This is a genomic window from Massilia sp. CFBP 13721 (genome assembly GCF_014842025.1).
In the GTDB taxonomy this organism is placed as follows: domain Bacteria; phylum Pseudomonadota; class Gammaproteobacteria; order Burkholderiales; family Burkholderiaceae_D; genus Telluria.
Genome location: NZ_JACYUY010000011.1, coordinates 18536 through 44252 on the forward strand (window position 1 = coordinate 18536; position 25717 = coordinate 44252).

At 65.1% G+C, this 25717-nt stretch carries 26 protein-coding genes; 13 read left to right on the top strand and 13 right to left on the bottom strand.

The genetic code is table 11. From position 1 onward, the window contains the following. Window positions 1-119: 119 nt before the first annotated feature. From IFT60_RS12305 to IFT60_RS12320, 4 genes are all read left to right on the top strand, one after another. Window positions 120-1292 carry an ABC transporter substrate-binding protein gene (locus IFT60_RS12305; RefSeq protein ID WP_192052275.1) on the top strand — a complete coding sequence of 391 codons (1173 nt, stop codon included), beginning with the start codon at window positions 120-122 and terminating at the stop codon, window positions 1290-1292. Window positions 1293-1609: 317 nt separating this feature from the next. Next, window positions 1610-3217 (top strand): peroxidase family protein, encoded by a 1608-nt coding sequence (locus tag IFT60_RS12310; protein ID WP_192052276.1) that lies wholly within the window; start codon window positions 1610-1612, stop codon window positions 3215-3217. A gap of 151 nt (window positions 3218-3368) precedes the next feature. After that, a complete protein-coding gene (locus IFT60_RS12315; RefSeq protein WP_192052277.1) occupies window positions 3369-3887 on the top strand; it encodes a DUF4142 domain-containing protein in 519 nt (172 codons plus the stop codon). A 13-nt stretch (window positions 3888-3900) separates the two neighbouring features. Next, window positions 3901-4191 (top strand): cupredoxin domain-containing protein, encoded by a 291-nt coding sequence (locus IFT60_RS12320; RefSeq protein ID WP_374000903.1) that lies wholly within the window; start codon window positions 3901-3903, stop codon window positions 4189-4191. Window positions 4192-4399: 208 nt separating this feature from the next. On the opposite strand, the gene IFT60_RS12325 is transcribed toward IFT60_RS12320, so the two are convergent. The 7 genes from IFT60_RS12325 to IFT60_RS12355 all read right to left on the bottom strand — a co-directional run bounded on the left by IFT60_RS12325 (window position 4400) and on the right by IFT60_RS12355 (window position 11838). Beyond that, window positions 4400-4735: a hypothetical protein gene (locus IFT60_RS12325; RefSeq protein WP_192052279.1), complete on the bottom strand. Its 336-nt coding sequence runs from the start codon at window positions 4733-4735 to the stop codon at window positions 4400-4402. Between the two features lie 561 nt (window positions 4736-5296). After that, window positions 5297-6208: an alpha/beta fold hydrolase gene (locus IFT60_RS12330; RefSeq protein ID WP_192052280.1), complete on the bottom strand. Its 912-nt coding sequence runs from the start codon at window positions 6206-6208 to the stop codon at window positions 5297-5299. Between the two features lie 61 nt (window positions 6209-6269). Continuing rightward, entirely contained in the window at window positions 6270-7478 is a 1209-nt protein-coding gene (locus tag IFT60_RS12335; RefSeq protein WP_192052281.1) for an MFS transporter, read from the bottom strand. 1 nt (window position 7479) lies between these two features. Continuing rightward, complete coding sequence (locus tag IFT60_RS12340) at window positions 7480-8538, bottom strand: amidohydrolase family protein (RefSeq protein ID WP_192052282.1); 1059 nt, start codon at window positions 8536-8538, stop codon at window positions 7480-7482. Between the two features lie 26 nt (window positions 8539-8564). Next, the gene (locus IFT60_RS12345; RefSeq protein ID WP_192052283.1) at window positions 8565-9641 is read right to left on the bottom strand and encodes an amidohydrolase family protein; all 1077 of its coding nucleotides are present in this window, start codon (window positions 9639-9641) and stop codon (window positions 8565-8567) included. Window positions 9642-9688: 47 nt separating this feature from the next. After that, the gene (locus tag IFT60_RS12350) at window positions 9689-10684 is read right to left on the bottom strand and encodes a Bug family tripartite tricarboxylate transporter substrate binding protein (protein WP_192052284.1); all 996 of its coding nucleotides are present in this window, start codon (window positions 10682-10684) and stop codon (window positions 9689-9691) included. A 23-nt stretch (window positions 10685-10707) separates the two neighbouring features. Beyond that, window positions 10708-11838 (bottom strand): porin, encoded by a 1131-nt coding sequence (locus IFT60_RS12355; protein WP_192052285.1) that lies wholly within the window; start codon window positions 11836-11838, stop codon window positions 10708-10710. A gap of 191 nt (window positions 11839-12029) precedes the next feature. Here IFT60_RS12355 and IFT60_RS12360 point away from each other — a divergent pair, with 191 nt between their 5' ends. From IFT60_RS12360 to IFT60_RS12370, 3 genes are all read left to right on the top strand, one after another. Beyond that, window positions 12030-12911: a LysR family transcriptional regulator gene (locus tag IFT60_RS12360; protein ID WP_192052286.1), complete on the top strand. Its 882-nt coding sequence runs from the start codon at window positions 12030-12032 to the stop codon at window positions 12909-12911. A gap of 203 nt (window positions 12912-13114) precedes the next feature. Continuing rightward, window positions 13115-14164 carry an NAD(P)-dependent alcohol dehydrogenase gene (locus IFT60_RS12365; RefSeq protein WP_192052287.1) on the top strand — a complete coding sequence of 350 codons (1050 nt, stop codon included), beginning with the start codon at window positions 13115-13117 and terminating at the stop codon, window positions 14162-14164. A gap of 35 nt (window positions 14165-14199) precedes the next feature. Further along, the gene (locus tag IFT60_RS12370; protein WP_229510836.1) at window positions 14200-15354 is read left to right on the top strand and encodes an MFS transporter; all 1155 of its coding nucleotides are present in this window, start codon (window positions 14200-14202) and stop codon (window positions 15352-15354) included. A 727-nt stretch (window positions 15355-16081) separates the two neighbouring features. Here IFT60_RS12370 and IFT60_RS12375 read toward each other — a convergent pair. Both IFT60_RS12375 and IFT60_RS12380 read right to left on the bottom strand, forming a co-directional pair. Beyond that, window positions 16082-16906: an alpha/beta fold hydrolase gene (locus tag IFT60_RS12375; RefSeq protein ID WP_192052289.1), complete on the bottom strand. Its 825-nt coding sequence runs from the start codon at window positions 16904-16906 to the stop codon at window positions 16082-16084. 45 nt (window positions 16907-16951) lie between these two features. Then, a complete protein-coding gene (locus IFT60_RS12380) occupies window positions 16952-18274 on the bottom strand; it encodes a chloride channel protein (protein ID WP_192052290.1) in 1323 nt (440 codons plus the stop codon). Window positions 18275-18466: 192 nt separating this feature from the next. Here IFT60_RS12380 and IFT60_RS12385 point away from each other — a divergent pair, with 192 nt between their 5' ends. The 3 genes from IFT60_RS12385 to IFT60_RS12395 all read left to right on the top strand — a co-directional run bounded on the left by IFT60_RS12385 (window position 18467) and on the right by IFT60_RS12395 (window position 20108). Further along, window positions 18467-18859, top strand: coding sequence for a cupin domain-containing protein (locus IFT60_RS12385; protein ID WP_192052291.1), 393 nt, complete (start codon window positions 18467-18469; stop codon window positions 18857-18859). Continuing rightward, window positions 18856-19419 (top strand): YdeI/OmpD-associated family protein, encoded by a 564-nt coding sequence (locus tag IFT60_RS12390; protein ID WP_192052292.1) that lies wholly within the window; start codon window positions 18856-18858, stop codon window positions 19417-19419. Before IFT60_RS12385 ends, IFT60_RS12390 begins: the two co-directional genes overlap by 4 nt. A 77-nt stretch (window positions 19420-19496) precedes the next feature. Next, entirely contained in the window at window positions 19497-20108 is a 612-nt protein-coding gene (locus IFT60_RS12395) for an XAC2610-related protein (protein WP_192052293.1), read from the top strand. A 126-nt stretch (window positions 20109-20234) separates the two neighbouring features. On the opposite strand, the gene IFT60_RS12400 is transcribed toward IFT60_RS12395, so the two are convergent. The 3 genes from IFT60_RS12400 to IFT60_RS12410 form a co-directional block, all read right to left on the bottom strand. Continuing rightward, window positions 20235-21143 carry an ADP-ribosylglycohydrolase family protein gene (locus IFT60_RS12400; RefSeq protein ID WP_192052294.1) on the bottom strand — a complete coding sequence of 303 codons (909 nt, stop codon included), beginning with the start codon at window positions 21141-21143 and terminating at the stop codon, window positions 20235-20237. 28 nt (window positions 21144-21171) lie between these two features. Further along, the gene (locus tag IFT60_RS27070; protein WP_374000919.1) at window positions 21172-21390 is read right to left on the bottom strand and encodes a hypothetical protein; all 219 of its coding nucleotides are present in this window, start codon (window positions 21388-21390) and stop codon (window positions 21172-21174) included. Between the two features lie 181 nt (window positions 21391-21571). Further along, complete coding sequence (locus tag IFT60_RS12410) at window positions 21572-22549, bottom strand: ferritin-like domain-containing protein (protein WP_192052420.1); 978 nt, start codon at window positions 22547-22549, stop codon at window positions 21572-21574. 273 nt (window positions 22550-22822) lie between these two features. On the opposite strand from IFT60_RS12410, the gene IFT60_RS12415 reads away from it, so the two are divergent. Continuing rightward, the gene (locus IFT60_RS12415; protein ID WP_192052296.1) at window positions 22823-23410 is read left to right on the top strand and encodes a sigma-70 family RNA polymerase sigma factor; all 588 of its coding nucleotides are present in this window, start codon (window positions 22823-22825) and stop codon (window positions 23408-23410) included. Beyond that, the gene (locus tag IFT60_RS12420) at window positions 23407-24111 is read left to right on the top strand and encodes an anti-sigma factor (RefSeq protein ID WP_192052297.1); all 705 of its coding nucleotides are present in this window, start codon (window positions 23407-23409) and stop codon (window positions 24109-24111) included. The genes IFT60_RS12415 and IFT60_RS12420 overlap by 4 nt, the downstream gene beginning before the upstream one ends. Before the next feature lie 87 nt (window positions 24112-24198). Here the strand turns inward: IFT60_RS12420 and IFT60_RS12425 are convergent, their stop codons facing one another. Beyond that, entirely contained in the window at window positions 24199-24690 is a 492-nt protein-coding gene (locus IFT60_RS12425) for a MarR family winged helix-turn-helix transcriptional regulator (protein WP_192052298.1), read from the bottom strand. Window positions 24691-24783: 93 nt separating this feature from the next. On the opposite strand from IFT60_RS12425, the gene IFT60_RS12430 reads away from it, so the two are divergent. Continuing rightward, entirely contained in the window at window positions 24784-25635 is an 852-nt protein-coding gene (locus IFT60_RS12430) for a p-hydroxycinnamoyl CoA hydratase/lyase (protein WP_192052299.1), read from the top strand. Window positions 25636-25717: the final 82 nt, after the last annotated feature.

Here is a 25717-nt window from a genome sequence, read left to right on the forward strand (position 1 = left end):
TTGCCAAGAAGACTTGTCAACACTCTGCGAACAAGCGATATCATGTAGTTGTGATAACGATACGCCGGCACCAGGCAAGCGCCGGATCCGCGAAAAAAAGACCACCACAGGAGACACCCATGAAGTTCACGACGATTGCCGCCGCCTTTGCCACTACCGCCACGCTCGCCTTTGCGCCCGCCGCGCATGCCCAGGACACCATTAAGGTCGGCGTGATCGCCCCCTTCTCCGGACCGTTTGCCGACTACGGCAAGCAGATGCAGGGCGGCATCAAGGCCTGGATGGCGCAGCACGGCGACACGGTGGCCGGCAAGAAGATCCAGATCATCTACAAGGACACCACCGGCCCGGCGCCGGAAGTGGCCAAGCGCCTGGCACAGGAACTGGTGGTGCGCGACAAGGTCGACTTCCTGGCCGGCTTTGGCCTCACGCCCGAAGCGCTGGCCGTGGCGCCGATCGCCCAGCAGGCGAAAAAGCCGATGATCATCATGAACGCCGCCACCTCGGTGATCACCACCAAGTCCGACTACATCGCGCGCTTTTCGATGACGCTGCCGCAGATCTCGGCGCCGATGGCCGACTGGGCGCTGAAGAACAACATCAAAACCGTCGCCACCGTGGTGGCCGACTACGGCCCCGGCATCGATGCCGAAAAGGCGTTCTCCGACCGCCTCGGCAAGAATGGCGGCAAGATTGCGGAAGCGATTCGCGTGCCGCTGCGCAATCCGGAATTCGCTCCCTTCATCCAGCGCATCAAGGATGCCAAGCCCGACGCCGTGTTCGTCTTCGTGCCGGCCGGCGAGCAGTCGATCGCCTTCATGAAGGGCTACCGCGAGCGCGGCCTGGCCGCCGCCGGCATCAAGGTGATCGCCACCGGCGACCTGACCGACGACCACGTGCTGCCGGCGATGGGCGACGCCACCCAGGGCGTGATCACCACCTTCCACTATTCGGCCGCGCATAAATCGCCCGAGAACGATGCCTTCCTGAAGAATTTCGCCGCCACCAACCCGCAAGGCGGCCGCCCGAACTTCATGGCGGTGGGCGCCTACGACGGCATGAACGCGATCTACCAGGTGGCGCAAAAACTGAACGGCAAGATCGATGGCGACAAAGCGATGGCGGTCCTGAAGGGCATGAAGATCAACAGCCCGCGCGGCCCGATCAGCATCGACCCGGCCACGCGCGACATCGTGCAAACCGTTTACGTGCGCAAGGTGGAGATGGTGAACGGGCAGCCGTACAACATCGAGTTCGACCAGTTTGCGAACCAGAAGGATCCGGGCAAGTAAGCAGGGCAAACAAGTCCCTTGAACCGGTCTGGCCGAGCGGCCCACCCGGTTCAAGGGATGTAAAGATACGTAAATATGGCGCAATGCGCGCCTCCTTCCTCGCCCCACCTCGCTTGACTTTCCCCGTTCGCTGTCGATACTGAGTCCGTCAACGTTTTCCAGCGTCCGAGTCCTTCAGCCGTTCAGACAGTCATTCAATTCGCTGCCGCCCGTCCACCGGCCGGCACGCATCTGAAACATATTTCCAGGTATGGATTGCCAGTAGCAGCACCGCGCGCGCGTTGAGCATTTCAGGAGGTAGTTAGATGAGAAAGCATGTGAGATCGGCGCTTGCGCCGCTGGGCCTCTGTTTGGTCGTCAATTCCACGCTTGCGGATACCGTCACGGCGCGCCAGCCGAGCCGCGCGGCCCATCCCGACAACGTTTTTACCCGCATGTACCCCGACCTGCCCTCGTTTGCGCCGCAAACCGCCACGGCGCGCTCGGCGATGCAGCGCATGGGCGCCAAAGGCGAGCTGTTCGACGCCGAGGACAACCTGACCGACCCGGTCCAGTCGATCCTCAACCCGGCGGTCTTCAGCCCGCACAACCCCGACAACCCGAACCTGACCGCCGGCATGACCTTCCTCGGCCAGTTCCTCGACCATGACGTCACCTTCGACAGGCGCTCCGTCCTGAATGCGAACGCCGCACCGGAACGGACGGTGAACTTCCGCACCGCCGCCTTCGACCTCGATTCGGTCTACGGCAACGGACCGTCCGGCTCGCCCGAACTGTACGACACGGGTTCCGGGCGCATCAAGTTCCGCCTGCAACGCATCCCGGGCGCCGAGGCGGTGTCGCGCCATGGCGCGCCGCGCAGCGACGTGCCGCGCGACGCCCAGGGCAATGCCATCGTCGCCGAAAGCCGCAACGACGAGAACGTGGTCATCTCGCAGATGCAGGTCGCCCTGCTCTCCTTCCACAACCGGATCACCGATCACCTGGCGGCGCAGCCGGCCTACCGCGGCGCCAGCGCCGAGCGCCTGTTCGCCGATGCGCGCCGGCTGGTGACCTGGCACTACCAGTGGATCATCCTGCATGAATTCCTGCCGCTGACCATCGGCCAGGAACGGCTCGACGCCATCCTGCGCGGCGGCCTGCTGTACTACCGGCCGCACGATGCCGGCAACCGCTTCCGCACCGGCGACGGGCGCGAGATGCCGCGCATTCCCATCGAATTCGCCGCTTCCGTGTACCGTTTCGGCCATTCGCAGGTGCGTCCCAGCTACCGCGCCAATTTCGGTCCCACGGGAGGCGCGCCCTTCTTCGCCTTCATCTTCGACGACGCCGAAAATCCGGCCGCGCCCGATCCCAACGACCTGCGCGGCGGCAAGCGCGCGGCGCGGCGTTTCGTCGACTGGCAGACCTTTTTCGACTTCGGCGACGGCAACGTGCGCCCGAACAAGCGCATCGACATGAAGCTGTCCTCGGTGCTGATGCACCTGCCCGGTTCGCGCGCGCCCTCGCCCGGCCTGCCGAACGATGGCCTGCAATCGCTGCCGGCGCGCACGATGACGCGGCACATCAATTTCGGCCTGCCATCCGGCCAGGCGATCGCGCGCAAGATGAACATGCCGGTGCTGGCCGCGAGCCAGCTGAGCGAACTGGCGCCGTATGCGCTCGATGCCCGGACCACGATGGCGACGTCGACGCCGCTGTTCTTCTACGTGCTGAAGGAAGCCGAGGTCATGGAGCACGGCCTGCGCCTGGGGCCGGTCGGTTCGCGCATCGTCGGCGAGGTGTTCGTCGGCCTGCTCAAGGAAGACCCGACCGCTTACCTGAGCGCCGCGCCGGGGTGGACGCCGACGCTGCCGTCGCGCCAGGCGGGCAACTTCCGCATGGCGGACCTGCTGCAGTTCGCAGGCGTGGTGCCGCCGCTGTGAGGCGCTACTGCGCCTGACCAGGCGTGCCGCCTGTCAGCTGACGGGCGGCATGTCTTTCATCGATAGACAAACTTCATGCAACGCCGGCGTACCAGGTGCATCTAAAGTCAGAAATGCCCTTCATTGAACACCCTGACCTGAGGAGCACGTCATGAAGACACTATCGCAGTGGCTGCTGGCCGGCCTGTTCGCACTCGGTGGCGCAGCTAGCGCCCAGGAGGCGCCCGACGATGCCCAGATCGCCGGCATCGTGGTGGCCGCCAACACGGTCGATATCGATGCCGGCAAGCTGGCGCAGAAGTCGTCGAAAAACAAGGAGGTGCAAGCCTTTGCCAAGCAAATGGTGACCGACCACACCGGCGTCAACAAGCAGGCCACGGCGCTGGTGAAGAAACTCAAGGTGACGCCGGCCGACAGCGAGCTGGCCAAGAGCCTGAAACAGGGCGGCGCCGACAACATCGCCAAGCTCAAGGGCATGAAGGGCGCGGCGTTCGACAAGGCTTATATCGACAATGAAGTCAGTTACCACCAGGCGGTGATCGATGCGCTCGACAAGACCCTGATCCCGAACGCGAAGAATGGCGAGCTGAAGGAGACGCTGGTCAAGACAAGGCCGGCGTTCGTGGCGCATCTCGAGCATGCGAAGAAACTGCAGGCGTCGTTGCAATAAGGCGCTGGTTGGCGTGTCCCTCGGCGCCATGCTGGTGGCGGCGCATGGGGCGCCGCGCGTGCACACGGTGCAGATCGATCGCGTGCGCTTCGTGCCGCAGACGATCGAAGTGAGGCCGGGTGATACGGTGGTGTGGCGTAACCGGGATCCGTTTCCGCATACGGCGACCGGGGCGCAAGGCGGGCCGGATTCGCCGGTGATTGCGGCGGGTGCGAGTTGGTCGTACAAGGCAACCAGGCGCGGACGTTATCCGTATGTGTGCACATTGCATCGGACAATGACGGGGGTGCTCGTTGTGCGGTGAGATTGTTGGTGTTGCGGTATGCGTGGGCACGTAACGCGTGGACGGAGTCCACCCTACGGTGCACCGCTGCCAACGATAACCGCCATGGTTCGTGGCGGCCGTCCAACGCGGTACGCAATGGCCAACGGCGTTCGTCGGAGTTCGTGGCCGCTGCGTAACGTAGGGTGGACTCCGTCCACGCATACCGAGCGTCCGCATCCCGGCGCCCTCAATCCTGGCCGGGCAACCCGGCAAACCACGCCGCATACGGCGTGTTATGCACCATCTTGCGGTTGTAATCCGGCGCCCCGTCGCTCCACCACACCGGCCCGCGTTCGCCCAGGTCGCGCTTGGCGGCGTCGACGGCGGCGCGGGCGTCGCGTTCGGCCTCGCGATCGGCCGCCTTGCGCGCGACACCGACCTGGCGCCGTGCGGCCATGAGGCGGTTGACCATCTCTTGCCGCTGGTCGGGCGCCAGCGCGGGATTGCTCTTGCGCCAGAGGCGGCCGGCGACGACGAAATAGCGCCCGTCCGGGGTACCCGGGTATTTATCGGGTTCCGGCATGCTGTCCTGGCGTGCGGGGCAAGATGATCAGGGCCTGCAAGCGCCCGGCCGCCGCACCGATGCCGACCACCGGGAACGCAGAGGTGACAGGGAACGACGAGGATGCCGGATCGGCGGTATTGCGTGGATCCATGACGTGGCTAGCCAGTACGCGCATTCGAAGACATACGGCCAGTGTAGTCTAGTCAATGTGGCAAACGAGACAATTCATTTCGGGTACACGCAAAAAATCGGGAAGAAATTCCTCGGTGCAAGGAAATGCTGGGAAACGTCACGCGGAACGCATCCTGCCTGCATGTGGTCTTTGCCGCGTGAACGCCGACGCTCGACCGCGTGGACGGAGTCCGGTGAACCCGTCCTTGAGGCCACTGGCCTCAAGGACCCCATACGATTCGCGACCATCATCGGCAACCAAACATGGCGGCAATGTAGGGTGGACTCCCGAGTCCACGCGTTCATCGGTGGCCTTGACGCAGCAACGTTCAAGGCCCGGCAGGTTGCGCTCACGCGTGAAGCAGTGCCACATGCATGCTCTGTAACGCGTGGAGTCAGGACTCCACCCTACATGACGCGACAGTCATCGGCAGTCAAAAACGGCAGTACCTGCTCCAGCAACGCCTCGGGCGCTTCCTCGGCGATATAGTGCCCGCACGGCAGCGCCTCGCCGCTGACGTCGTCCGCCACAGCGCGCCACTCCTTCAGGGGATCGAAGCAGCGGTGCACCACGCCTTGCGCGCCCCACAGCACGCGCAGCGGCAGTGCCAGGCGCCGGCCCGCTTCCAGGTCGGCGCGGTCGTGCTCGAGGTCGATGCCGGCGGCGGCGCGGTAATCCTCGCACAGGCCGTGCGCAGCGCCCGGCTGGGCCAGGCAGCGCTGGTATTCGGCCAGCGCGCGCGGGTCGAACACGGTGATGCCGCCGCTACGGCGGCCCATCACGTCGACCACGTAGGCGCCCGGATCGGCTTCGATCAGGCGCTCGGGCAGCGGCGCCGGCTGGATCAGGAAGAACCAGTGCCAGTAGGCGCGCGCAAATTCTTCGGTGGTCTGCCCGTACATCGCCAGCGTCGGCGCGATGTCGAGCAGCGCCATGCGCCGCACCGCCTGCGGATGGTCGAGCGCCAGCCGGTGCGCCACGCGCGCGCCGCGGTCGTGGGCCAGCACGCTGAACTGGTCGAAGCCGAGCGCGCGCATCGCCGTCACCATGTCGAGCGCCATGGTGCGCTTGCTGTAATTGGCGTGGTCCGGGTCGCCGGCCGGCTTGGACGAGTCGCCATAGCCGCGCAGGTCGCAGGCGACCACCGTGAACTGCTGCGCCAGCGCCGGCGCGACGCGGTGCCAGATGGCGTGGGTCTGCGGGTGGCCGTGCAGGAGCAGCAGCGGCGCGCCGCTGCCGCCGACGATGGCGTGGATGTCGACGCCGGGCGCGACGGTGATGTGCTGGCTGCGAAAGCCGGGGAACAGGGTGGTCGTCATGATGTCGTTAGGTTGGCCTGTCGGGGCCAGCCATTATCGCCGACATCGATGCCCGCACCGTTCAGGGTTTCACCACTGCCTGCGCGCCGCCGGCTTCGTACGGGTCGGCCAGGTAGCGCCGGATCACGACCGCCGCGCCGGCCAGCAGGACGGCCAGCAGCAGGAACACGGCATCCACCGAATAGCGCATCACCAGCGCGCCGCCGACCAGCGGCCCGATGGCGGCGCCGGTGAAGCGCGAGAAGTTGTACAGGCCCATGGCGGTGCCCTTCTGCTGCTGGAACAGGTTGACCATGATGGTCGACTGCACCGGGGTGCTGCAGCCGAGCAGCAAGCCGTAGCAGGCCAGCAGCAGCACCAGCAGCGGGATGTTCATCAGCTGCCAATGCAGCGCCGCCCAGAACAGCGCGACGGTGCCGGCCATGCCGAACGAGGCGGCGTTCAGGATGCGCGTGCGCGGCCAACGCTGCTGCCAGCGTGCGCCCAGGCGGACGCCGAGCAGCAGGCCGAGGGTGAGCGGCACGAAGAAGAAGCCGAACACCTGTTCGCGCAGCGCCAGCAGCCCATGCAGCAGCACCGGCAGGAAGACCAGGAACACGTAATAGCCATAGAACTGGCTGAACCCGACCAGCAGGATCGAACAGGCCGAGCGGTCGGCCAGCACCTTGCCGAACAGGCGCAGGCCGAACGGCGGCGGCACGGTATCGGGCGGCAGGGTTTCCGGCAGCCGGCGCCAGTTATACAGCAGCACGGCCAGGCCGGCCGTCGCCAGCAGGGCGAAGATCCACTGCCACGCCAAAAAGTACGCGATCGCGCCGCCGATCACGGGCCCCAGCACGGGCCCGAGGAAGCTGATGGTTTGGTAGGTACTCATCGCGCGGGCGCGCTCATGGGGCGCGAAGATGTCGCCGATGACCGTCGGCGCGATCAGCACGGCGGCGCTGATGCCGGCGCCCTGCAGCACCCTGCCCGCCAGGAACAGGCCATAGCTGTCCGCGGCAAGGCACAGCAGGCAGCCGGCGACGAAGATGGCCAGCCCCGGCAGCAGCGTGGCGCGCCGCCCCCAGCGGTCGGCAATCGGGCCGATGACGAAATTGCTGAGCGCGAGGATGGCCGTGAACAGCGAGATGGTCAGGTTGATCAGCAGCGTGTTCACGTGGAAGAAGCGCTCGAGCTGCACCAGCGCCGGCGTGTACACGGTTTGCGTGAACGGCCCGAGGAAGGCGCCGGCCGCCACCCCGGCCAGCACGGTGCTGCGATTGACAGCCATGTTACTTGAGGCGGAACGCCGTTTCGGCATTGGCCTGGAAGAAGCGCCGCTTGTCTTCCCGGCCGATGTCCATCCCCTCCAGCCGCGCGATCTCGTCGACCGTGTGCTGGTAAGGATAATCCGCCGCATACATGACGCGCTCGGCGCCCATCATCTCCTGCGTGAACCTGATCGCGGGCTCATGGGCCATGCCGCTGCTGGTGATGTAGAAGTTTTCGCGCAGGTAGTCGCTCGGCTTTCTCCGGAGCGGCTGCATCGACGCGTAACGCTGCGAGCGCACGGTGGCCGCATGCATGTAGTCGAGGCGGTAAGCCCAGAACGGCAGCGCTTCGCCCATGTGGCCGAGCACCATCTGCAGCCTGGGGAAGCGGTCGAACACGCCGGCGGTGATGATGCGCAGCGCGTGCAGCCCGGTCTCGACGCCGAAGCCGTAGATGGCGCCATCCAGGCCGCACTCGAGGAAAGGCGCGATCATGCTCGCTGGGGGCGTATTCGGGTGCAGGTAGATCGGGGTGTCGTTGGCCTCGGCCGCCTCGAAGATCTCCCAGAACTTCGGGTCGGACAGGTATTCGCCCTGCGTGTGCGAATTGATGATCACCCCGGTCAGGCCGAGGCGGGTGATGCCGCGCTCGACTTCCCGCGCCGCCGCGGCCGGGTCTTGCGGGGCGACCGCCACCATGCCCGAGAAGCGCGTCGGATGGCGGCGCACGGCTTCCGCCAGTTCGTCGTTGGCGCTGCGGGCGAAGGAGACGGCGGTGGCCGTGTCCATCACCTGCACGCCGGGCGCGGTCAGGGCGATGATGGCGCGGTCGATGCCTGATTCATCCATGTGGCGCAGGCGCCGTTCGCCCAGGTCTTGCAAGCCTTCCATGATGAAGCGGGCGCGCTCGCTCTGGCTGCGCATGTAGAAGCCGAGCAGGCTGACGAAGCCCGGATCGGGGTTCGGGCCGTCGAGGATCCGGCGGTAGATGCGCAGCATCTCCGAGGGCGCAAAGGCTTCCTCGGCGGCGATGTGGATATAGTCCCTGGCCGCAGGCGCGGCCGGTGTCGGTGTCGTCATGGCGTCGTTCCTCGTGTGGGGCAGCTTCAGCCGATCTTGAATAGGCGTTCGGCGTTCGTCTGGAAAAAGGCTTTCTTGATTTCCGGCGCCATGTTCATGTTGTCGAGGGCGATGACCTCGTCGAGCACGTGCTGGTACGGGTAGTCCATCGCATACATCACGCGGTCCACGCCCATGAATTCCTGGGCAAAGCGGATCGCCTGCTCCCACGCCACGCCGCTGTTGGTGATGTAAAAATTCTCGCGCAGGTAGTCGCTCGGCCGCCGCTGCAGCGCCTGCATCGATGCGTAGCGCTGCGAGCGCACGGTCGCGGCGTGCATGTAGTCGAGGCGGTAGGCCCAGTACGGCAGCGCTTCGCCCATGTGGCCGAGGATCATCTGCAGCCTGGGGAAGCGGTCGAACACGCCGGCGGTGATGGTGCGCAGCGCGGCCAGGCCGGTGTCGACGCCGAAGCCGTAGATGGCGCCGTCGAGGCCCGCTTCCATGAAGGGCTCGATCATCTTCGGCGGCGGGCTGCTCGGGTGCAGGTAGACCGGCATGTCGAAGGCTTCGGCGGCGGCGAAGATGTCCCAGAACTTCGGGTCCGACAGGTATTCGCCCTGGGTGTGGGAGTTGACGATGACGCCTTTCATTCCCAGCTGGGTGGCGCCGCGTTCGATTTCCTTGGCTGCTTCAGTCGGATTCTGCGGCGCGATGGCGGTGAGGCCGACGAAGCGCGCCGGATGACGGCGCACCGCTTCGGCCAGGTAGTCGTTGGCGCTGCGCGCATACGACACGGCGGTATCGGCGTCGAACACCTGCACGCCCGGCGAGGTGAGCGACAGCACCTGCACGTCGATGCCGGCTTCGTCCATGTGGGCGATGCGCGCCGCGTCGAGGTCCTGGATGTACTTGCGGATGTGCTGCGGACGCGCCGCCTCGCTGCTGAGATAGAACGCCCACAGGCTGGTGAAGCCGGCGTCGGCCTTGCCGTCGGCGAGCACCTTGCGGTACATGTCGAACAGGTCGGGCGGCGCGAACGCCTCCTCGGTGGCGATGCGCTTGTAGTCGACCTTGGCGGGACGCTGGCCGGTGTGCGGGGGGACGAGGTCTTTCTGGAGCATGATGGTCGTTCCTGTCGGTTGTGTTGTCGTTGCGGGTGGCCGTGCGCCTACTCCGCCTTGATCTGTGCATTGCGGACCACGACGGCCCACTTCTGGTATTCCGCGTTGGCCGCCTTCAGCAGGTCGTCGGGGCTGCCCGGCTGCAGCGTCAGGCCCTGCTTGGCCAGCGCATCCTTGACTTCCGGGCTGGCGAGCGCCTCACGCAGGCCGGCGTTGTAGGCCGCGACCAGCGCCGGCGGCATGCCCTTCGGCCCCCACAGGGCGAGCCACGAATCCTCGTCGAAGCCGGCGACGCCGCCTTCCTGCAGCGTGACGACATCCTTGTACTGGGGGTCGCGTTCGGCGCGGGTGGAACCGATGACCTTCAGCTTGCCGTCGGCGCGCAGCGGCATGGCCAGGTGCAGCGGCATCATCATCATCTTGACGTGGCCGCCGAGGACGTCGCTGATCGCGCCGGCCGAGCCTTTATAGGGCACGTGCATCACCTTCACGCCGGTGCTGTGCATGAACTTTTCCATCGTCAGGTGATGCAGCGTGCCCTGCCCCGGCGAGGCGTAGTTCACGGTGGCGCCGTTGGCCTTGATCCACGCGACCAGCTCCTTCGGGTTCGAGGCCGGCACCGATGGATGGACCACCAGCGCGAAGTTGTTGGTGCCGATCATGCCCAGCGGCTGGAAGCTCTTGATGACGTCGAACGGCACCTTCTTGTAGAACAGCGGCAGCGTCAGCGAGGTATTCGTGCCCACCATCACGGTCTGGCCGTTGGGCGGCGCCTTGGCCACCATGTCCATGCCGATGATGCCGGACGCGCCCGGCCGGTTGTCGGTAATCGTCGCCTGGCCCAGGCGTTTCGCCAGGATCGGCGCGATCACGCGCGAGACGCTGTCGGGCGTCGTGCCCGGCGTGAACGGCACCACGATCTTCACCGGACCGGTGACGACCGGCTGGGCCCAGGCGGGCACAACGAGCGTTCCCAGGGCGGCGCCGGTGGCCCCCAGGAGCATCGCGCGGCGGATCGTTTGCTGCAGAATCGTTGTCTTCATATGCCTGCCTCTTGAAATGGAATTCAGAACGAATGGCGTAAGCCGACCATCAGGCCGGTCTGGCCCAGGCCCGGGCCGACCGTGCCGCCGGCCGACAGCGAGATGGCGGCCAGGCCGTCGTTGTCGATGCGGCCGAGCGACACGTAGGTGGCGGTGCGGCGCGAGAAGGCGTAGGTGGCGCGCAGCACGGCCATGGTCGAATCGTTGTCCGAGCGGCGCGTGTCGAGCCGGGCGACCTGGGCGTCGAGGATCAGGGCCAGCGTGAACGGGTAGCTCAGGCCCACCTGCATCAGGCGGGTATTGGTGTCGGCCGCGGCGTCGATCTTGCGGTCGAGGAAGCTGGCGGCCAGCTTGAGCTTGTCGACCATGAAGTAGCCGTTGATGCCGGCGCGGCGGTCGTCGTAATCGCTGCGCGTCAGGCCGAAGCCGGCGTTCGGGCCGCCGTTCAGCACGTCCCATGACACGGCCATGCCGTACTTCGGCGTGTCGTAGGCCAGCATCGCCGTGACTTGGCGGCAGGCCTTGCGGTCGCTGGCGAGTTCGCCGCCGCAGTTGGTCGATGCGGGACCGGCGACGACGGTGGTCGCATCGCGCCCGGGAGTGAAGGTGGCGCCGACGGTCAGGTTCGAGAACTTGCCGATGTAGCCGATCGTATTGTCGCTGCGCGCATTCGGCAGGTAGGTGTCGAGGTTTGGATAGCTGTGGATGCTGGGGCCGAGCACGTTCGAGCGCAGGTTGGCGATGTACGTCATGTTGATCATGCGGCCCACCATCAGCGTGCCGTAACGGCCCTGCAGTCCGACCCAGGCGGAACGGCCGAACAGGCGCCCGCCATTCTGCAGCGCGCCGGTGTCGACCGAATAACCCATCTCGAGGTTGAACAGCGCCTTGAGCCCATTGCCCAAGTCTTCGCCGCCACGAAAGCCGATGTTCGAGGGGAAGGTGCCGGCCAGCGTCGGCACGCGCACCAGCGAATCGCCGGCGGCATTCACGTTGGTGAGGTATTCGACGCCGGAGTCGACCATGCCGTAGATCTGGACGTTGCCGGAGCTCGGCGGCGTCGGCGGCCAGCGGTCGGGGGGCACCTGGGCAATGGCGGAGCAGCTGATACAGGCGAGCGTGATCGCCGCGGTGCAACGTACTATCTTTGTCATCCTTGTCTCCAGAGAACCGCTGTTTTGACTGCCGATGCTTCAACGTGTTGTTCTGTCCGTGCCGGGGAGGTCTTTGCCTCCTCCGTGCCGGAGTCGATGCACTATGATTAATGAAAGGGGGCGCGGCAGTCCAATACCGCTTTTGGAAAACCCGATACCTGTTCGGTATGCCCTATGCCATAATCATAAGTATGGATCTGAAGCAACTACGCTACTTTCTCGCGCTCGCCAACGAAGGCAGCTTCGGCCGCGCGGCCGAGCAGCTGCACATGGCGCAGCCGCCGCTGACGCGGCAGATCCAGAGCCTGGAAGAAGAACTCGGCGCGGCCCTGTTCGTGCGCACGCCGCGCGGGGTCGAACTGACCGATGCCGGGATGGTCTTGTTCCAGGAAGTGCCGAACATCCTCGCGCTCGTGAAGACCGCCAAGGAAAAGACGCAATATGCCGGCCAAGGCTACCTCGGCCAGCTCGACGTCGGCGTGTTCGGCTCGGGCATCCTGCGCGTGATCCCGCACCTGCTGGCGCAGTTCCACAGCGCCCGTCCCGAGGTCAAGCTGGCGCTGCACAACCTGACCAAGAGCCAGCAGATCCAGGCGCTGCGCGAGCGCCGCATCACGGTCGGCTTCAGCCGCCTCGTGCCCAGCGAGCCCGACATCGCGGTCGAGGTGGTCGGGCGCGAGCTGCTCCAGGTCGGACTGTACGAAGACCATCCGCTGTGCGTGAAGTCGTCGATCACCCTGCGCGACCTGGAAGACCAGCCGATCATCCTGTATCCGAACTCGCCGATCGGCAGCTTTGCGCAGGAAGTGGTCAGCGCCTTTCGCAACGAGGGCGTGCGGCTGGTCGTGGGCCAGGAAGTCGAGGACATCCTCACCTGCATCGCGCTGGTGTCGGCGCGCTTCGGCCTGTGCATCACCTCGGCCTCGGCCACCAGCCTGTGCCTGCCGGGCGTGGTCTACCGGCCGCTCGACTCGGTCTGGCTGCGCGAAATCGAACTCAGCGTCCTGTACCGGCGCAACGACACGTCGCCGGTGCTGCAGGCCTTCCTGGACGTGATGCGCAACTCGGCATAGTCTTCAATTCAGTGCTTCTGTTACTGAAATCGATGCTCGATTCATGAGCGGAATTCATAAGCCCAAGTAATTCACGCGCGGATCGCCTTGCGTGGATGCGGTTATCATGGCTGCCCGTCGCGCCACGCTCTCCTTCAACGTGGTGCAACTCATTGCAGCTCTCATCGCAGCTCTCATCGCAGCTTATCTTTCAAGGAATCCCCATGACCGTCAAAGCCTACGGCGCCTACGCCGCCGACAAACCCCTCGAATCGATCGACATCGTCCGCCGCGCGCCGGGCGCCCACGACGTGCAGATCGACATCGCCTTCTGCGGCGTCTGCCACTCCGACCTGCACCAGGTGCGCGCCGAATGGGCCGGCACCCTGTTCCCGTGCGTGCCGGGCCACGAAATCGTCGGCCGCGTCTCGGCCGTCGGCGCGCACGTGTCGACACACCAGGTCGGCGACCTGGTCGGCGTCGGCTGCATGGTCGACAGCTGCCAGCATTGCGGCGATTGCGAAGACGGCCTGGAAAACTATTGCGACGGCATGGTCGGCACCTACAACGGCCCGACCGCCGACGCACCCGGCCACACGCTGGGCGGCTATTCGGAACAGATCGTCGTCCACGAGCGTTTCGTGCTGCGCGTGACCCATCCGGAACAACAGCTGGCCGCGGTCGCGCCGCTGCTGTGCGCCGGCATCACCACCTATTCTCCACTGCGCCACTGGAACGCCGGTCCCGGCAAGCGCGTCGGCATCGTCGGTATCGGCGGCCTCGGTCACATGGGCATCAAGCTGGCGCGCGCGATGGGCGCCCACGTGGTGGCGTTCACCACCTCGGAATCGAAGCGCCAGGATGCCGAAGCGCTCGGCGCGCATGAAGTCGTGGTTTCGCGCGATGCGGACGCGATGGCAGCGCAGGCCAGGAGCCTCGACCTGATCGTCAACACCGTCGCCGCGCCGCACGACCTCGACGCCTTCCTTACGCTGCTCAAGCGCGACGGCACCATGGTGCTGGTCGGCGCGCCATCGTCGCCACACCCGTCGCCGCAAGTGTTCAACCTGATCATGAAGCGCCGCGCGCTGGCCGGTTCGATGATCGGCGGGATTCCCGAGACCCAGGAAATGCTCGACTTCTGCGCCGAACACGGCATCGTCGCCGACATCGAAATGATCCGTGCCGACGAGATCAACGCCGCCTATGAACGCATGCTGGAGGGCGACGTGAAGTACCGCTTCGTGATCGACAGCGCGACGCTGGCAGCTTGATGGGGGGTCCGGTTTCAACTAGCACAGGCGCCGGCATGCCGGCCGCCTGGGGCGGCGTCTTTGCGCTCTCGCTCGGCGCCTTTGCCCTGGTCGCCTCGGAATTCATGCCGGTCAGCCTGCTGACGTCCATCGCGGCCGACCTGCGCGTGACCGAAGGCCAGGCCGGGCAATCGATCGCGGTCTCCGGCGCCTTTGCGCTGGCGACCAGTCTATCGATTTCGTCGCTGGCCGGTAAGCTCGACCGCAAGGTCCTGCTGCTGGCGTTGACGCTGTTGATGATCGTCTCCGGCAGCATCGCCGCATTCGCGCCGAACTACTGGAGCTTCATGGCGGGCCGCGCCTTTATCGGCGTGGCGATCGGCGGCTTCTGGTCGCTGTCGGCCGCCACCGCGATGCGCCTAGTGCCCTCGACCCAGGTGCCGAAAGCGCTGGCGATCCTCAACGGCGGCAGCGCACTGGCCACCGTCGCCGCCGCGCCGCTGGGCAGTTTTCTCGGCGCGATCGTCGGCTGGCGTGCCGCATTTTTTGCCCTGATCCCGGTCGCGGCGATTGCCCTGGCCTGGAAATGGGCCAGCCTGCCGCCGATGCCGGCCGAGCGGTCGCAGGGCGGCGCGAACCTGTTCACGCTGCTGCGGCGGCCGGCGGTGGCCCTCGGCATGGTCGCGGTCAGCCTGTTCTTCATGGGGCAGTTCGCGCTGTTCACGTACCTGCGCCCTTTCCTCGAGACGGCGACGCACGCCGGCGCGACCCTGACCTCGCTGATGCTGCTGGTGATCGGCGTGGCCGGCTTCATCGGCACCACCCTGATCGGCGCGCTGCTGAAGGACGGCATGTACCGCACGCTGGTTGCGATCCCGCTGGTGATGGCGGTCATCGCGCTGGCCTTGCCGGTGTTCGGCGCGTCTCCCTTCGCGACCGGCCTGCTGCTCGCGCTCTGGGGCCTGGTCGGCACCGCAGCGCCGGTCGGCTGGTGGACCTGGCTGGCCCGCACGCTGCCGCACGACGCCGAAGCCGGCGGCGGGCTGATGGTGGCGGTGGTGCAGCTGGCCATCGCACTGGGCGCGACCGTCGGCGGGCTGCTGTTCGATGGCTTCGGCTATCGGGCGACCTTCGGTGCGAGCGCGCTGGTGCTGGTGGTGGCGGCCGGGATGGCGTTGCTGGCGGGGCGGGCGGCACGTCCCGCGCGATGACGTATCTGCGTTGCAGGCACATGCTGCCCGATGCTGCCTGCAACGCGCCAGGGATCGCTACAACCTCGTGGTAAACGCTGAAAAGCGTGCTTGAAACAACGGATGGCGTGGCATCCCGTTGCCACAATTGCCTCCGTCAGCAGCCCGTGCCACAATCGGGCGATGCGGCCTCGGCAGACGGTCGCAGCAAGGTTTTTGCACCAGAAACATCACCAACCGGGCGATGACATGGACGCGAGCCAGCACAGCTTCAACATGGAAAGTTACAAGCAGATTCGAAGCGAAGTGTCTGTTCTCCTGACGCGTATCGAAAACCTGTTCCGCTACTCCTTGCTGGTTTCGGCGTCCATATTTGCGTGGTTGCTGACCAAGTCATTTGGATTGAACGGCCTGTCTCGGCCATGCATCAACCTGCCACGCGAAGCCTTGTCCATCGCCTGGTCGATACCGCCTGCGTTCGTCCTGCTCTGCGGGGGCATCGCCCTTGCGACCCACATCCGTATCGTGCAGATGTCAGGCTTCCTCGAAAAATGCGAGTTGGCACTTGGCGTCCCAGAACTGAGTTGGGAGCTCTATTTTCGGTCGAAGTGGCCTCTTTTTACGATCGTGACGGCCATAGCATGGATCGTCATGCTGCTGGCAGTATGCTATGCCACATATGTTGGATCGTGCCTGAGCCGGTCGGACTACTGCCCCTTGCCTGGCAAGGCCGGGCAAAGCCAGGGTATCAGCCCTGCCGCCGGCAATGCGCCAGGCGCAGAAAATCGCACACCAGCCCTGCAACCATCTCCGGCTGCTCGCGGTGCGGCAGGTGATGCAGCTGCGGTAGTATCTCCACTCTGACATCGGCATTCGACCATTCCGCGATCAGCGCCGGATGCCGGGTCGAGCCGTATTCGTCGTCGCCGCCGTGGATGGCCAGGGTTGGCGCGCTGACCCTGGCCAGCACCGCTTCCAGCGACCAGGCCGCGAACTGCGCCGACAGCCAGGTGCCCGTCCACGCATCGAGCACCCATTCCGCTTTATTTCCATGGTATTTCTCGAGCCGGCCAAATTGTTCGGCGCCGGCGAACTGCGCCTTGGCGGCGCGGATGCCGTCCAGGGTCCGCTCTTCCACGAAGGCCTGCGCCGACTCGGTGATGAGCGCTTCGCAATCCTCCTCGAAACGCGCGGCGCAATGGATGGCCATGGCGCCGCCGACACTGTGGCCGAAGACGACGAAGCGCCGGATGCCGAGCTGTGCGCGCACGGCGGCGAAACAGGTGTCGGCTTCGGCGGCGACGAACGCCGGCGTCAGCACATCCGTGCGCGCATCGGATCGTCCGAAGCCGAGACGATCGTAGGCGATGACGCAGCGCCCACTGGCGGCGGCCAGCCGGGCGGGAAAGTCGCGCCAGAGTTCGACGCTGCCGAGCGAATCGTGCAGCAGGATGATCGGCGCGTGATCGCTCCTTGCCGTGCTATCGCTCCAGCTGCGCACGAAGATCTGGCCTTGTGCATGCGTGACCCAATGGTCCGTGGCGACGATGTTCGAAGGTGAGCTGGCTGCCATGAAATGCACGAGGGAGGATGACGTCCCATCAGCATAGCAGAGGTCTCACCCCATCCCGGCGCGGCCCAGCTGCATGCGCGCCAGCGACGGGTACAGCGGCGGGCTGATGATCCGCGCCAGCATGCTCGCCACCAGCGCGCAGGCCATCAGGCTGAGCACCATGGCGTGGCCATCGACCATTTCCATGACGATGATGAAGGCGGTCAGCGGCGCCTGCGTGGCCGCCGCTAGGAAGCCGACCATGCCAAGGGCGATCAGCGCTGGCGCCTGGGTGTGGAAGAAGGCCAGCGCGACGTCGTTGCCGAGCGCCGCGCCGATCGCCAGCGAGGGCGCGAAAATCCCGGCCGGTACGCCGGACCAGGAACTCAGCCAGGTCGCCAGGAACTTGAAGAGCGCGTACATCACCGGCATTGTCGCCACGCCGTCGACCATGGCTTTGGTCGGCGCATAGCCCGATCCGAAGGTGGCGCCGGCCGTGACGACGCCGATGACGGCCACCACTGCGCCGCATACGGCGCTGAACAGCACCGGCCGGCGCGCGCGCAGGCGGCTCATCCAGTCGGGTCCCGTCCCGGCCGTGGAGGCGATCAGCAGGCGCGAAAAGAGTCCACCGGCGATGCCGGTCAGCAGCGCCACCGCGAGTCCGGGCAGCAGCAGCCCCATCCCGAGCGAGCCGATGTGGATCACGCCGAAATAGGTGGCGTTGCCGTGCGCCGACACCGCCACCAGGCCGCCCAGCACGATCGCGGTGATGATCAGGCCACTGTTGCGCTGCTCGGGCGCGCGCGCCAGCTCTTCGATGGCGAACATGATGCCCGCCAGCGGCGTATTGAAGGCGGCCGCAATGCCGGCCGCGCCGCCGGCCACCAGCAAGCCGTGCACATTGATGCTGACCGACGCCCGCGCGGGCAGCAGGCGCCGTGCCTGCAGCATGACGCCGGCCGCAATTTGCACGGATGGCCCCTCGCGCCCCAGCGACAGGCCGGCCAGCAGGCCGCCGGCGGTCAGCACGACTTTCGCGAGACTCAGCCTGAGCGAGACAAACAGTCCCAGCTTTTCCGGCGGCAGCGCCGGATCGAGCGCGGCCATCACTTGCGGGATACCCGACCCGGCCGCGCCGGCGGCATAGCGGCGCGTGAGCCAGACGATGGCGGCCGTGCATAGCGGCGTCCAGATCAGCGGGCTCCACCAGGCCAGCGCATGCAGCCATTCGAAGGCGTCGAAGGCCAGTTCGGACAGCCAGGTGAAGACGACCACCGTCAACCCGGCCAGCACCGCCAGCGTGACGACGACCACGCGGCCCGACCAGAGCTGCCAGTCGGAGAGTTCGACGCGCATGCGGTCGCGCCAGTTATGAGTGTGCTTCATGCGATTGTTCTATGGCCGGGGCCGTGTGGTGTCGCCGGGATGCGGCCTGGGTATGCGTGCGGATCGTAGATTGTCGCTGGGAATCTGCATTTGTACAAACATTTCCAATCGTGCGTTTGGGGAAGCGCCTTTCCGAAAAATCGACACCGCGCGGTGATAGGATGGTCCGACCTGCGACGTCACCAACTTATTATGGCCCTCAATCCCCGCCACACCTATGTCAGCCTCGCCGACGACGGCACGGCAGAGGAAATCCCCGGCGACGCCTTCTGGCAGCTGCCGGCGTCCGAGATCGAACAGCACGGCCAGGGCTGGCTGATCGCCGAGTTCGCATTCACAGAGGATTGGCCGACCTGGGAAATGCACCCGCACGGCGACGAATTCGTCTACCTGCTGTCGGGCGCCGTCGAGCTGCTGCTCGAACAGGACGGCAATCTCGTCACGGTCGCCTTGAACGGCGCCGGCGCCGTCGTGGTGCCGCGCGGCGTCTGGCATACCGCCCGGGTGCTGGCGCCGAGCCGCATGCTGCACGTGACGCGCGGCGCGGGCACCGAGACCAGGCCGGCCTCGGCGCCCGGCGCATGACCGGCCCGGTGTATTTCGAGACCGCGCAGCAGTTTCGCGCCTGGCTCGCCGCGAACGCGCACACCGCGACCGAACTGCTGGTTGGCTTTCGCAAGGTCGGCAGCGGCATGGCGTCGATGCGCTGGTCCGAGTCGGTCGACCAGGCGCTGTGCTACGGCTGGATCGATGGCGTGCGCAAGCGGGTCGACGACGACAGCTATACGATCCGCTTCACGCCGCGGCAGCCGCGCTCGATCTGGAGCGCGGTCAACATCGAGAAGATGGCGGTCCTGCGCGCGCAGGGCTTGATGACGCCGGCCGGCGAAGCGGCATTCGCGTTGCGCGCGGAGGCGCGTTCGGTGGTGTACGCATACGAGCAGGCGGCGCCGGCGGAACTGGCGCCCGAGGCGGAAGCCCTGTTCCGCCGGAACGCAGCCGCCTGGGCCTATTTCGCGTCCTGCCCGCCGGGTTACCAGCGCCAGGTGCTGCACGGGATCGCCAGCGCAAGAAAGCAGGAAACGCGCGATGCGCGGCTGGCGCGGCTGATCGCGGCGTGCGCGCTCGGGAAGCGCCTCGAATGAGCAATGCCCAGTCGCAATAGCTGACCGCATCGTTGTATGATAGGCAACCATCAACTTGCGGGGGGGGGACGATTGTGATGTGGGCAAAACATGCTGTTGCGATGCTGTGCTGCTGCTCCCTCTCCGCCTGGGCAGCGGCCCCCTGGTGCAGCCCACGCGGCAAACCCGCATTCACCTTCCAATGGGTCGCCAGGGACAAGGCCGATCCCGCCCTCGGCAGCGTGCGCATCAAGGACGCCGCCGGCAAGACCGTGCAGGTGCTCGCCGACGTGGAAAACTATTACGCCGACAGCAAATCGTTCGACACCGGCACGGATTTCAATAACGACGGTTGTGCCGACCTCGTGGTGACCACCAGCGTCGCTGGGATCGGCAACGAAAGCCTCGCGGTATTCCTCTATAACCCCCGAACGAAACGGTTTGAAGCGAACGAGGCCCTGTCGAATATCGGCGGACTGGAGCTCGATCCGAAAGACAGGAATTGCGTGACCGGTGGCTGGAAAGGCGGGGCTGAAGACATGTATTCGTCACGGCATTGCTGGAAGCAGGGCCAGCTGGTCATGATCAGCGAATACAAGGTGTCGCCGCTGTATGGCCCTGAGGGGGAATTCACGTGCTATGAACACGTCGAGACGGAATACCGGGGTGGGGAAAAACGCGAAAAGAAAAGCTGTACCAAGGAGTTTTGATGGCCAGGGCGAGTGCCCATCTGTGCCTTATAGGCTCATTGATAGGCTCAGGGCGTACTGGCAGGTTTCCTGTCGCTTATACTTTAGTCTGATAGACGGCAGGAATGACCTCCACAGGGGCCGGCGTTATTTTGATGCGTATCGTTCAGTTAAAAGCCTGTCCGAAAGTCCCACAATCTCGTCGCTCATTGCCAGCCGTTTAACCCATTCGTCCGGAATCTGCGCGAATCCATAAAACGCTCCCGCAAGCTGGCCGCAGATAGCCGCCGTCGTGTCGGCATCGTCGCCGAGATTAGCGGCTTTCAGTACTGCTTCCTTGAAGGATGCCGTGTGCCAGAAGTACCAGAGCGCAGCCTCCAGCGACTGAACGCAATAGCCGCTGCCCTTGATCTCCTCCACGGGTTTGGCAAGAAAGTCGCCGTTTGCCAGCGGCGCCACGTTTCGACTCAAGGGTTCGGGATAGGCGATCGACAAAATTTCGTCTTTTGCGCCGCCACATAGCGCCGCGCGCAATTGCAGACCAAACAGCCGCGAGCATTCGATCGCTTCCCGCGTGCCGTGCGTCGTACGTGTACTTTCGCCGGCAAAGTGAAACACCGCCGCTTTATCCTGGGCGTAATACATCGGGATCGGCGCAAGGCGCATCAACGCGCCGTTGCCGGCGGAGTCCGGGTCAAGAGAACCGGCGAACGGATTCTCATCCTCCAGATACCTGCGCAGGGCGAGCGCTGTCGTGTAACCGATGTCGAAGCATTCCCCGGTACTGCTCATGTAGCCGTAGTTGTACCAATTGCAGTAGCGGTTCATCTGGTCGACCGGATCGAATCCCTGCTGGTACAGCAGACTGTGGGCAAGGCACAGCGCCATCGACGTGTCGTCGGTCCATTCGCCTGGCTTGAGATCGAACTTGCCGCCGCCGACCATATCCGTCAGCTGAGGAAAGGTCCCGCGCGGCATGAACTCGACGGCTGTGCCGACCGCATCGCCGCAAGCGAGTCCGATGAGCGCGCCGCGGTAGCGCTCTTGAATGATCATCAATGACCTCTCCTCACGACACTTTATGTCATTGTATAAGCGTTTTGTGGCGGAGGTCGCTGGAACAGGGACCAGCCGTCATGGCCGGCATTCCATGCGACGCATCACTCGCTATCGCTGGCGCAATCAGGCGAAGTGCTGCCGCCTGAAAGATAGCGCGGCAGCGCTTGTGCCGTTCGTCGAACCACATGCAGTCCACACCGTCCGCGGCAACCGGACTGAAATTTCCGATGCGTCGGACCGTCATCACCGGACCGCCCCCTTTTAACTGCACTTTCTTGCCTTTTTCGAACAAAAAACACCCCCTGTAAACACGACTTGAAAAATCCTGGCCGCTGTCAACGTGCACGATCGTGCGTCGGCCTGACCAGGCGTGGGACGGCGCGCCGCGCTACGGACTGGCGGCGCGTTGGTACAGAGGATGGGATTCAGGAATACGCTGAACTCATGTTCAGCGTGCCGTTGGCGCCGCGCGGGAAGAAGCCACCCATGGTGACCGATTCCTTGCTGAGATAAACGATATTGAGCACGTCGCCGGGTGTACGGCTGAAAGCGATGCCATCTTTATCCAGCGGAACGATATTCGACAGCGTGCCGTCCGTCGCGTTCACGATCCCTTGATCGACATCCGAACTGCCATCGAGGCTGTCGCGCGCATCGGAAATGGCCGTGGCGGCGGTACGCAATGCGGGCGTACTCAAGCCTTTGCTGTACAGCACCGTGCGCACGAGTCCCGCGTGATAAGCCTCCGCCGCCAGGATGCCGGCGGCGGCTTCCAGAAAGGTCTTGTTCTGGATAAGGGGCGATGCGCCTTTATAGGCGGTTACGCCGACGTCTTCGAAAATGAAAGCACCCAGCAGGAAGTTCTCGTCGCTGGCATACGGATCGAATGCCACGCCGGGCCCGACCAGGCCGGCCGCGCGTGCCGCCGTGGAAAAGGCGCCATTCGGATCGGTGCCGCCGATGTCGAGCGCCGGTTGGGCCACGGCCGCCGTTCCGAGCGCCGCCCGCAGGAAGCCGACGTGCGCGATTTCATCCTGCGCGATTTCCTTCGCATATTGCGCAACCAGGGGGTCGCGGAACATGACCTGGCGGCCGCCGGTGACGGCGCCTTGCGCCCCGCTGCCGGTCAACAGATTCGCCGCCAGGCCTGTACCAAATACCGCAAACGAGTAGAACTGCGCTTCCAGGTACTCCAGGTTGAGTGCGAAATTGAGAATATCGATATCGGTCGGCTGCGCCATCTGGGCGACGGCATCCTTGACCGAGCCGCCGCAGGCGCTCAAAAAGGTGCCGCCCACCAGACCAACGCTGAGTCCGCCGACGTTCTTGAAAAACGAACGTCGCTGTTCCAGCTTTTCCTTGCGCGTTTCCAGTAATGCCATGGTCAGATTTGTATCAGTCATGCTCGTTCTCCGGTTGGATGAAGAGAAAAAATCGCGATACACAAACGTCAGGCATCCACGAAAAGCGATATGGAATGACGATGCGCATGGTGCTTGTACTCACGCACGGGACGTTTGGATTCAATTTTTTTAACTATTTTCATGCGACCCATGCCTGTTCCCGGGTGACGATCCCATCCACACGATTCACACGCGTCACACCTCGATCGCAGGCCGGACAATGTAATATTGTTAATATTCAGGATCTTTCCTGGCCATCTCCGAAGGCAGGCAGTGCGAGACACCCACGATATCGAACCCGAACAGCTGGGCCGCTGGCTGTACAACACGGCCCATGGGGATGCGGCAGCCTTCCGTGCCCTGTACGACGCCACGTCGCCGAAACTGCTGGGTTTTGCCCTGCGCATCCTGGGCAAGCGCGAGTTGGCGGAAGAAGCACTGCAGGAAGGGTTCGTGGCGATCTGGCATGGCGCCGCGAGTTACCAGGCGCACCTGGCGGCGCCCATGACGTGGATGACGACCATCGTGCGCAACAAAGCGCTCGACCTGCTGCGCCGCGGCACGCATGACGCCGCGCTCGACGGTCCGGTGTTCAGCCCGGAGATCATGCAGGCCTTGCAGGACCCGGGACCGACGCCGATCGACGCGTTGCTCATCAGCCGGGATGCAAAGGCGCTCGCCTACTGCATGGCCATGCTGGAAGGCATGCACCAGCAAGTGATCGGGCTGGCATTTTTTCATGACCTGTCGCACGGTGAGGTCGCGCGGCATCTGGCAATGCCGGTCGGTACCGTCAAAACCTGGATCCGCCGCAGTCTCGAGCGCCTGAAGACCTGCCTCGTGAAAGACCAGCAAGCATGAGCATCCGTAACGACCCTGTACTTCGCGACAAACTGGCAGCCGAATATGTACTCGGCACGCTCAAGGGCGGCGCCCGCCGGCGCTTCGAGGCGCTGCTGCGGGACGACATGGCCTTGCGCCGTGTAACCGCCGAATGGCAGGAACGCCTGATGCCCCTGGCCGAGTTTTCCGGCCAACAGCAAGCGCGCGCGCACGTATGGCACGCGATCGAGCGACGGCTGAATCTTCGTCGCGAGCACGCCGGCTGGAAATTCTGGCGGAACGACTCGCTCGCCTTCTGGCGAACGTTCAGCATGGCCTCGCTGGCGTCGGCCCTGCTGCTGGCGGGCGTGCTCTATTCAACCCTGGTGGATGTGCAGCGCGTCGACTACGTGGCCACGCTGGCGGACGAACAGGCCAAAACCGCATTGCTGCTGACCGCCGACAGGGAGGAACGGGAACTCACCGTACGCCTGGTCGATCCCGCCCCGGTCGCTGCCGACAGGTCGCTGCAACTGTGGGTCGTTCCCAGGCAAGGCGCCCCACGTTCCCTGGCAGTCCTGGCCGGGGGAGGCGTGACCACGCTCCGGTTGCCGGACAGCGTGATCGGCGCCGATGTCGCGATGCTGGCGGTGTCGCTCGAGCCACGGGGCGGCTCGCCGAGCGCTGGCGGGCCGACCGGACCGATCCTCTACAAGGGCAGCTGGGTGCCCATGATGTAGGCGACGCGACGTCCATCCTTACCAGGACAAACCGGGTGCGGACCGGGGCAGGCCGGCTGGCCCCGGTCCGTGTCCGGTTTGCCACGGCTAGATCCCCTGCACACTCAACGCCCTTACCGCCCCCCGCAACTGCCCCAGCAAGGCCCCCCTCCCCGCCTCATCCAGCTCCGCAAACATCATCCGCTCCACCTCCGCCACCCGCGCATCGCACTCCCCCAGCACCGCCTCCCCCGCCGCCGTCAGGCTGATCTGGATGATCCGCCCATGCGCCGGATCGGGCGTGCGCGCGATCCACCCCTTCGCTTCCATCTGCTTGACCATCTCGTTGGCCGACTGCGGCGAAATCATGGTGCGCGTGGCGAGCTGGGCGTTCGAGAGGGCGCCGTGCGCGCGGAAGACGGACAGGGCCGTGTACTGCGGCACTGACAGGCCGGCGGGCGCGCAGGCGTCGCGCAGGCGCTGGTTCAGCACGTGGTCGAGGCGGCCGACCAAGTAGGCCAGGCCGGTCGGCCTGGTGGCGTCGGAGGCGATGGCAGATGCGGCCGCGTCAGCTACCGAAAGTTTTTTTGAAGTGGTCATAAAAAAGTGCTTGTCAACGGAATCAGGTGGGCATAGTATAAGCCACATATCAGGCAGCCTGATACAAAATACTTACTACTCAGGAGACATAGTATGTCCAAATACGAAGCGCGCTGGAAGACCGTCAAGGTGGATGTCGAGAACGGTATCGGCTGGATCACCCTGAACCGTCCGGAAAAGCGCAATGCGATGAGCCCGACGCTGAACCGCGAGATGATCGACGTGCTCGAAACGCTCGAGCTCGACGACGACGCGCAGGTGGTGGTGCTGACCGGCGCCGGCGACGCCTGGACCGCGGGCATGGACCTGAAGGAGTACTTCCGCGAAACCGACGGCAAGCCGGAAATCATGCAGGAGCGCATGCGCCGCGACTGTTCGCAGTGGCAGTGGAAACTGCTGCGCATGTACAGCAAGGCGACCATTGCGATGGTCAACGGCTGGTGCTTTGGCGGCGCGTTCTCGCCGCTGGTGGCCTGCGACCTGGCGATCGCCGCCGACGACGCCGTGTTCGGCCTGTCGGAAGTGAACTGGGGTATCCCGCCGGGTAACCTGGTGAGCAAGGCCGTGGCCGACACCATGGGTCACCGCCAGGCGCTGCACTACATCATGACCGGCGACACCTTCACCGGCAAGGAAGCCGCCGCCATGGGCCTGATCAACAAGAGCGTGCCGAAGGAGCAGCTGCGCGACGCGGTGATCGAACTGGCGAACAAGCTGCTGGAAAAGAACCCGGTCGTGCTGCGCTACGCGAAGATCGGCTTCAAGCGCTGCCGCGAACTGACCTGGGAACAGGGCGAGGACTACCTGTACGCCAAGACCGACCAGTCGAACCAGCGCGACCCGGAAAAGGGCCGCAAGGAAGGCCTCAAGCAGTTCCTGGACGACAAGACCATCAAGCCGGGGCTGCAGACCTACAAGCGTCCGGCCAAGGAAGCCGAAGAATAAACAAGGCAGCCGCGCACACGACCACACAACCCGACAATAATAACGGCGGCGGCACTCGGCTTGCGGGTAGCCGCCCCTTCCA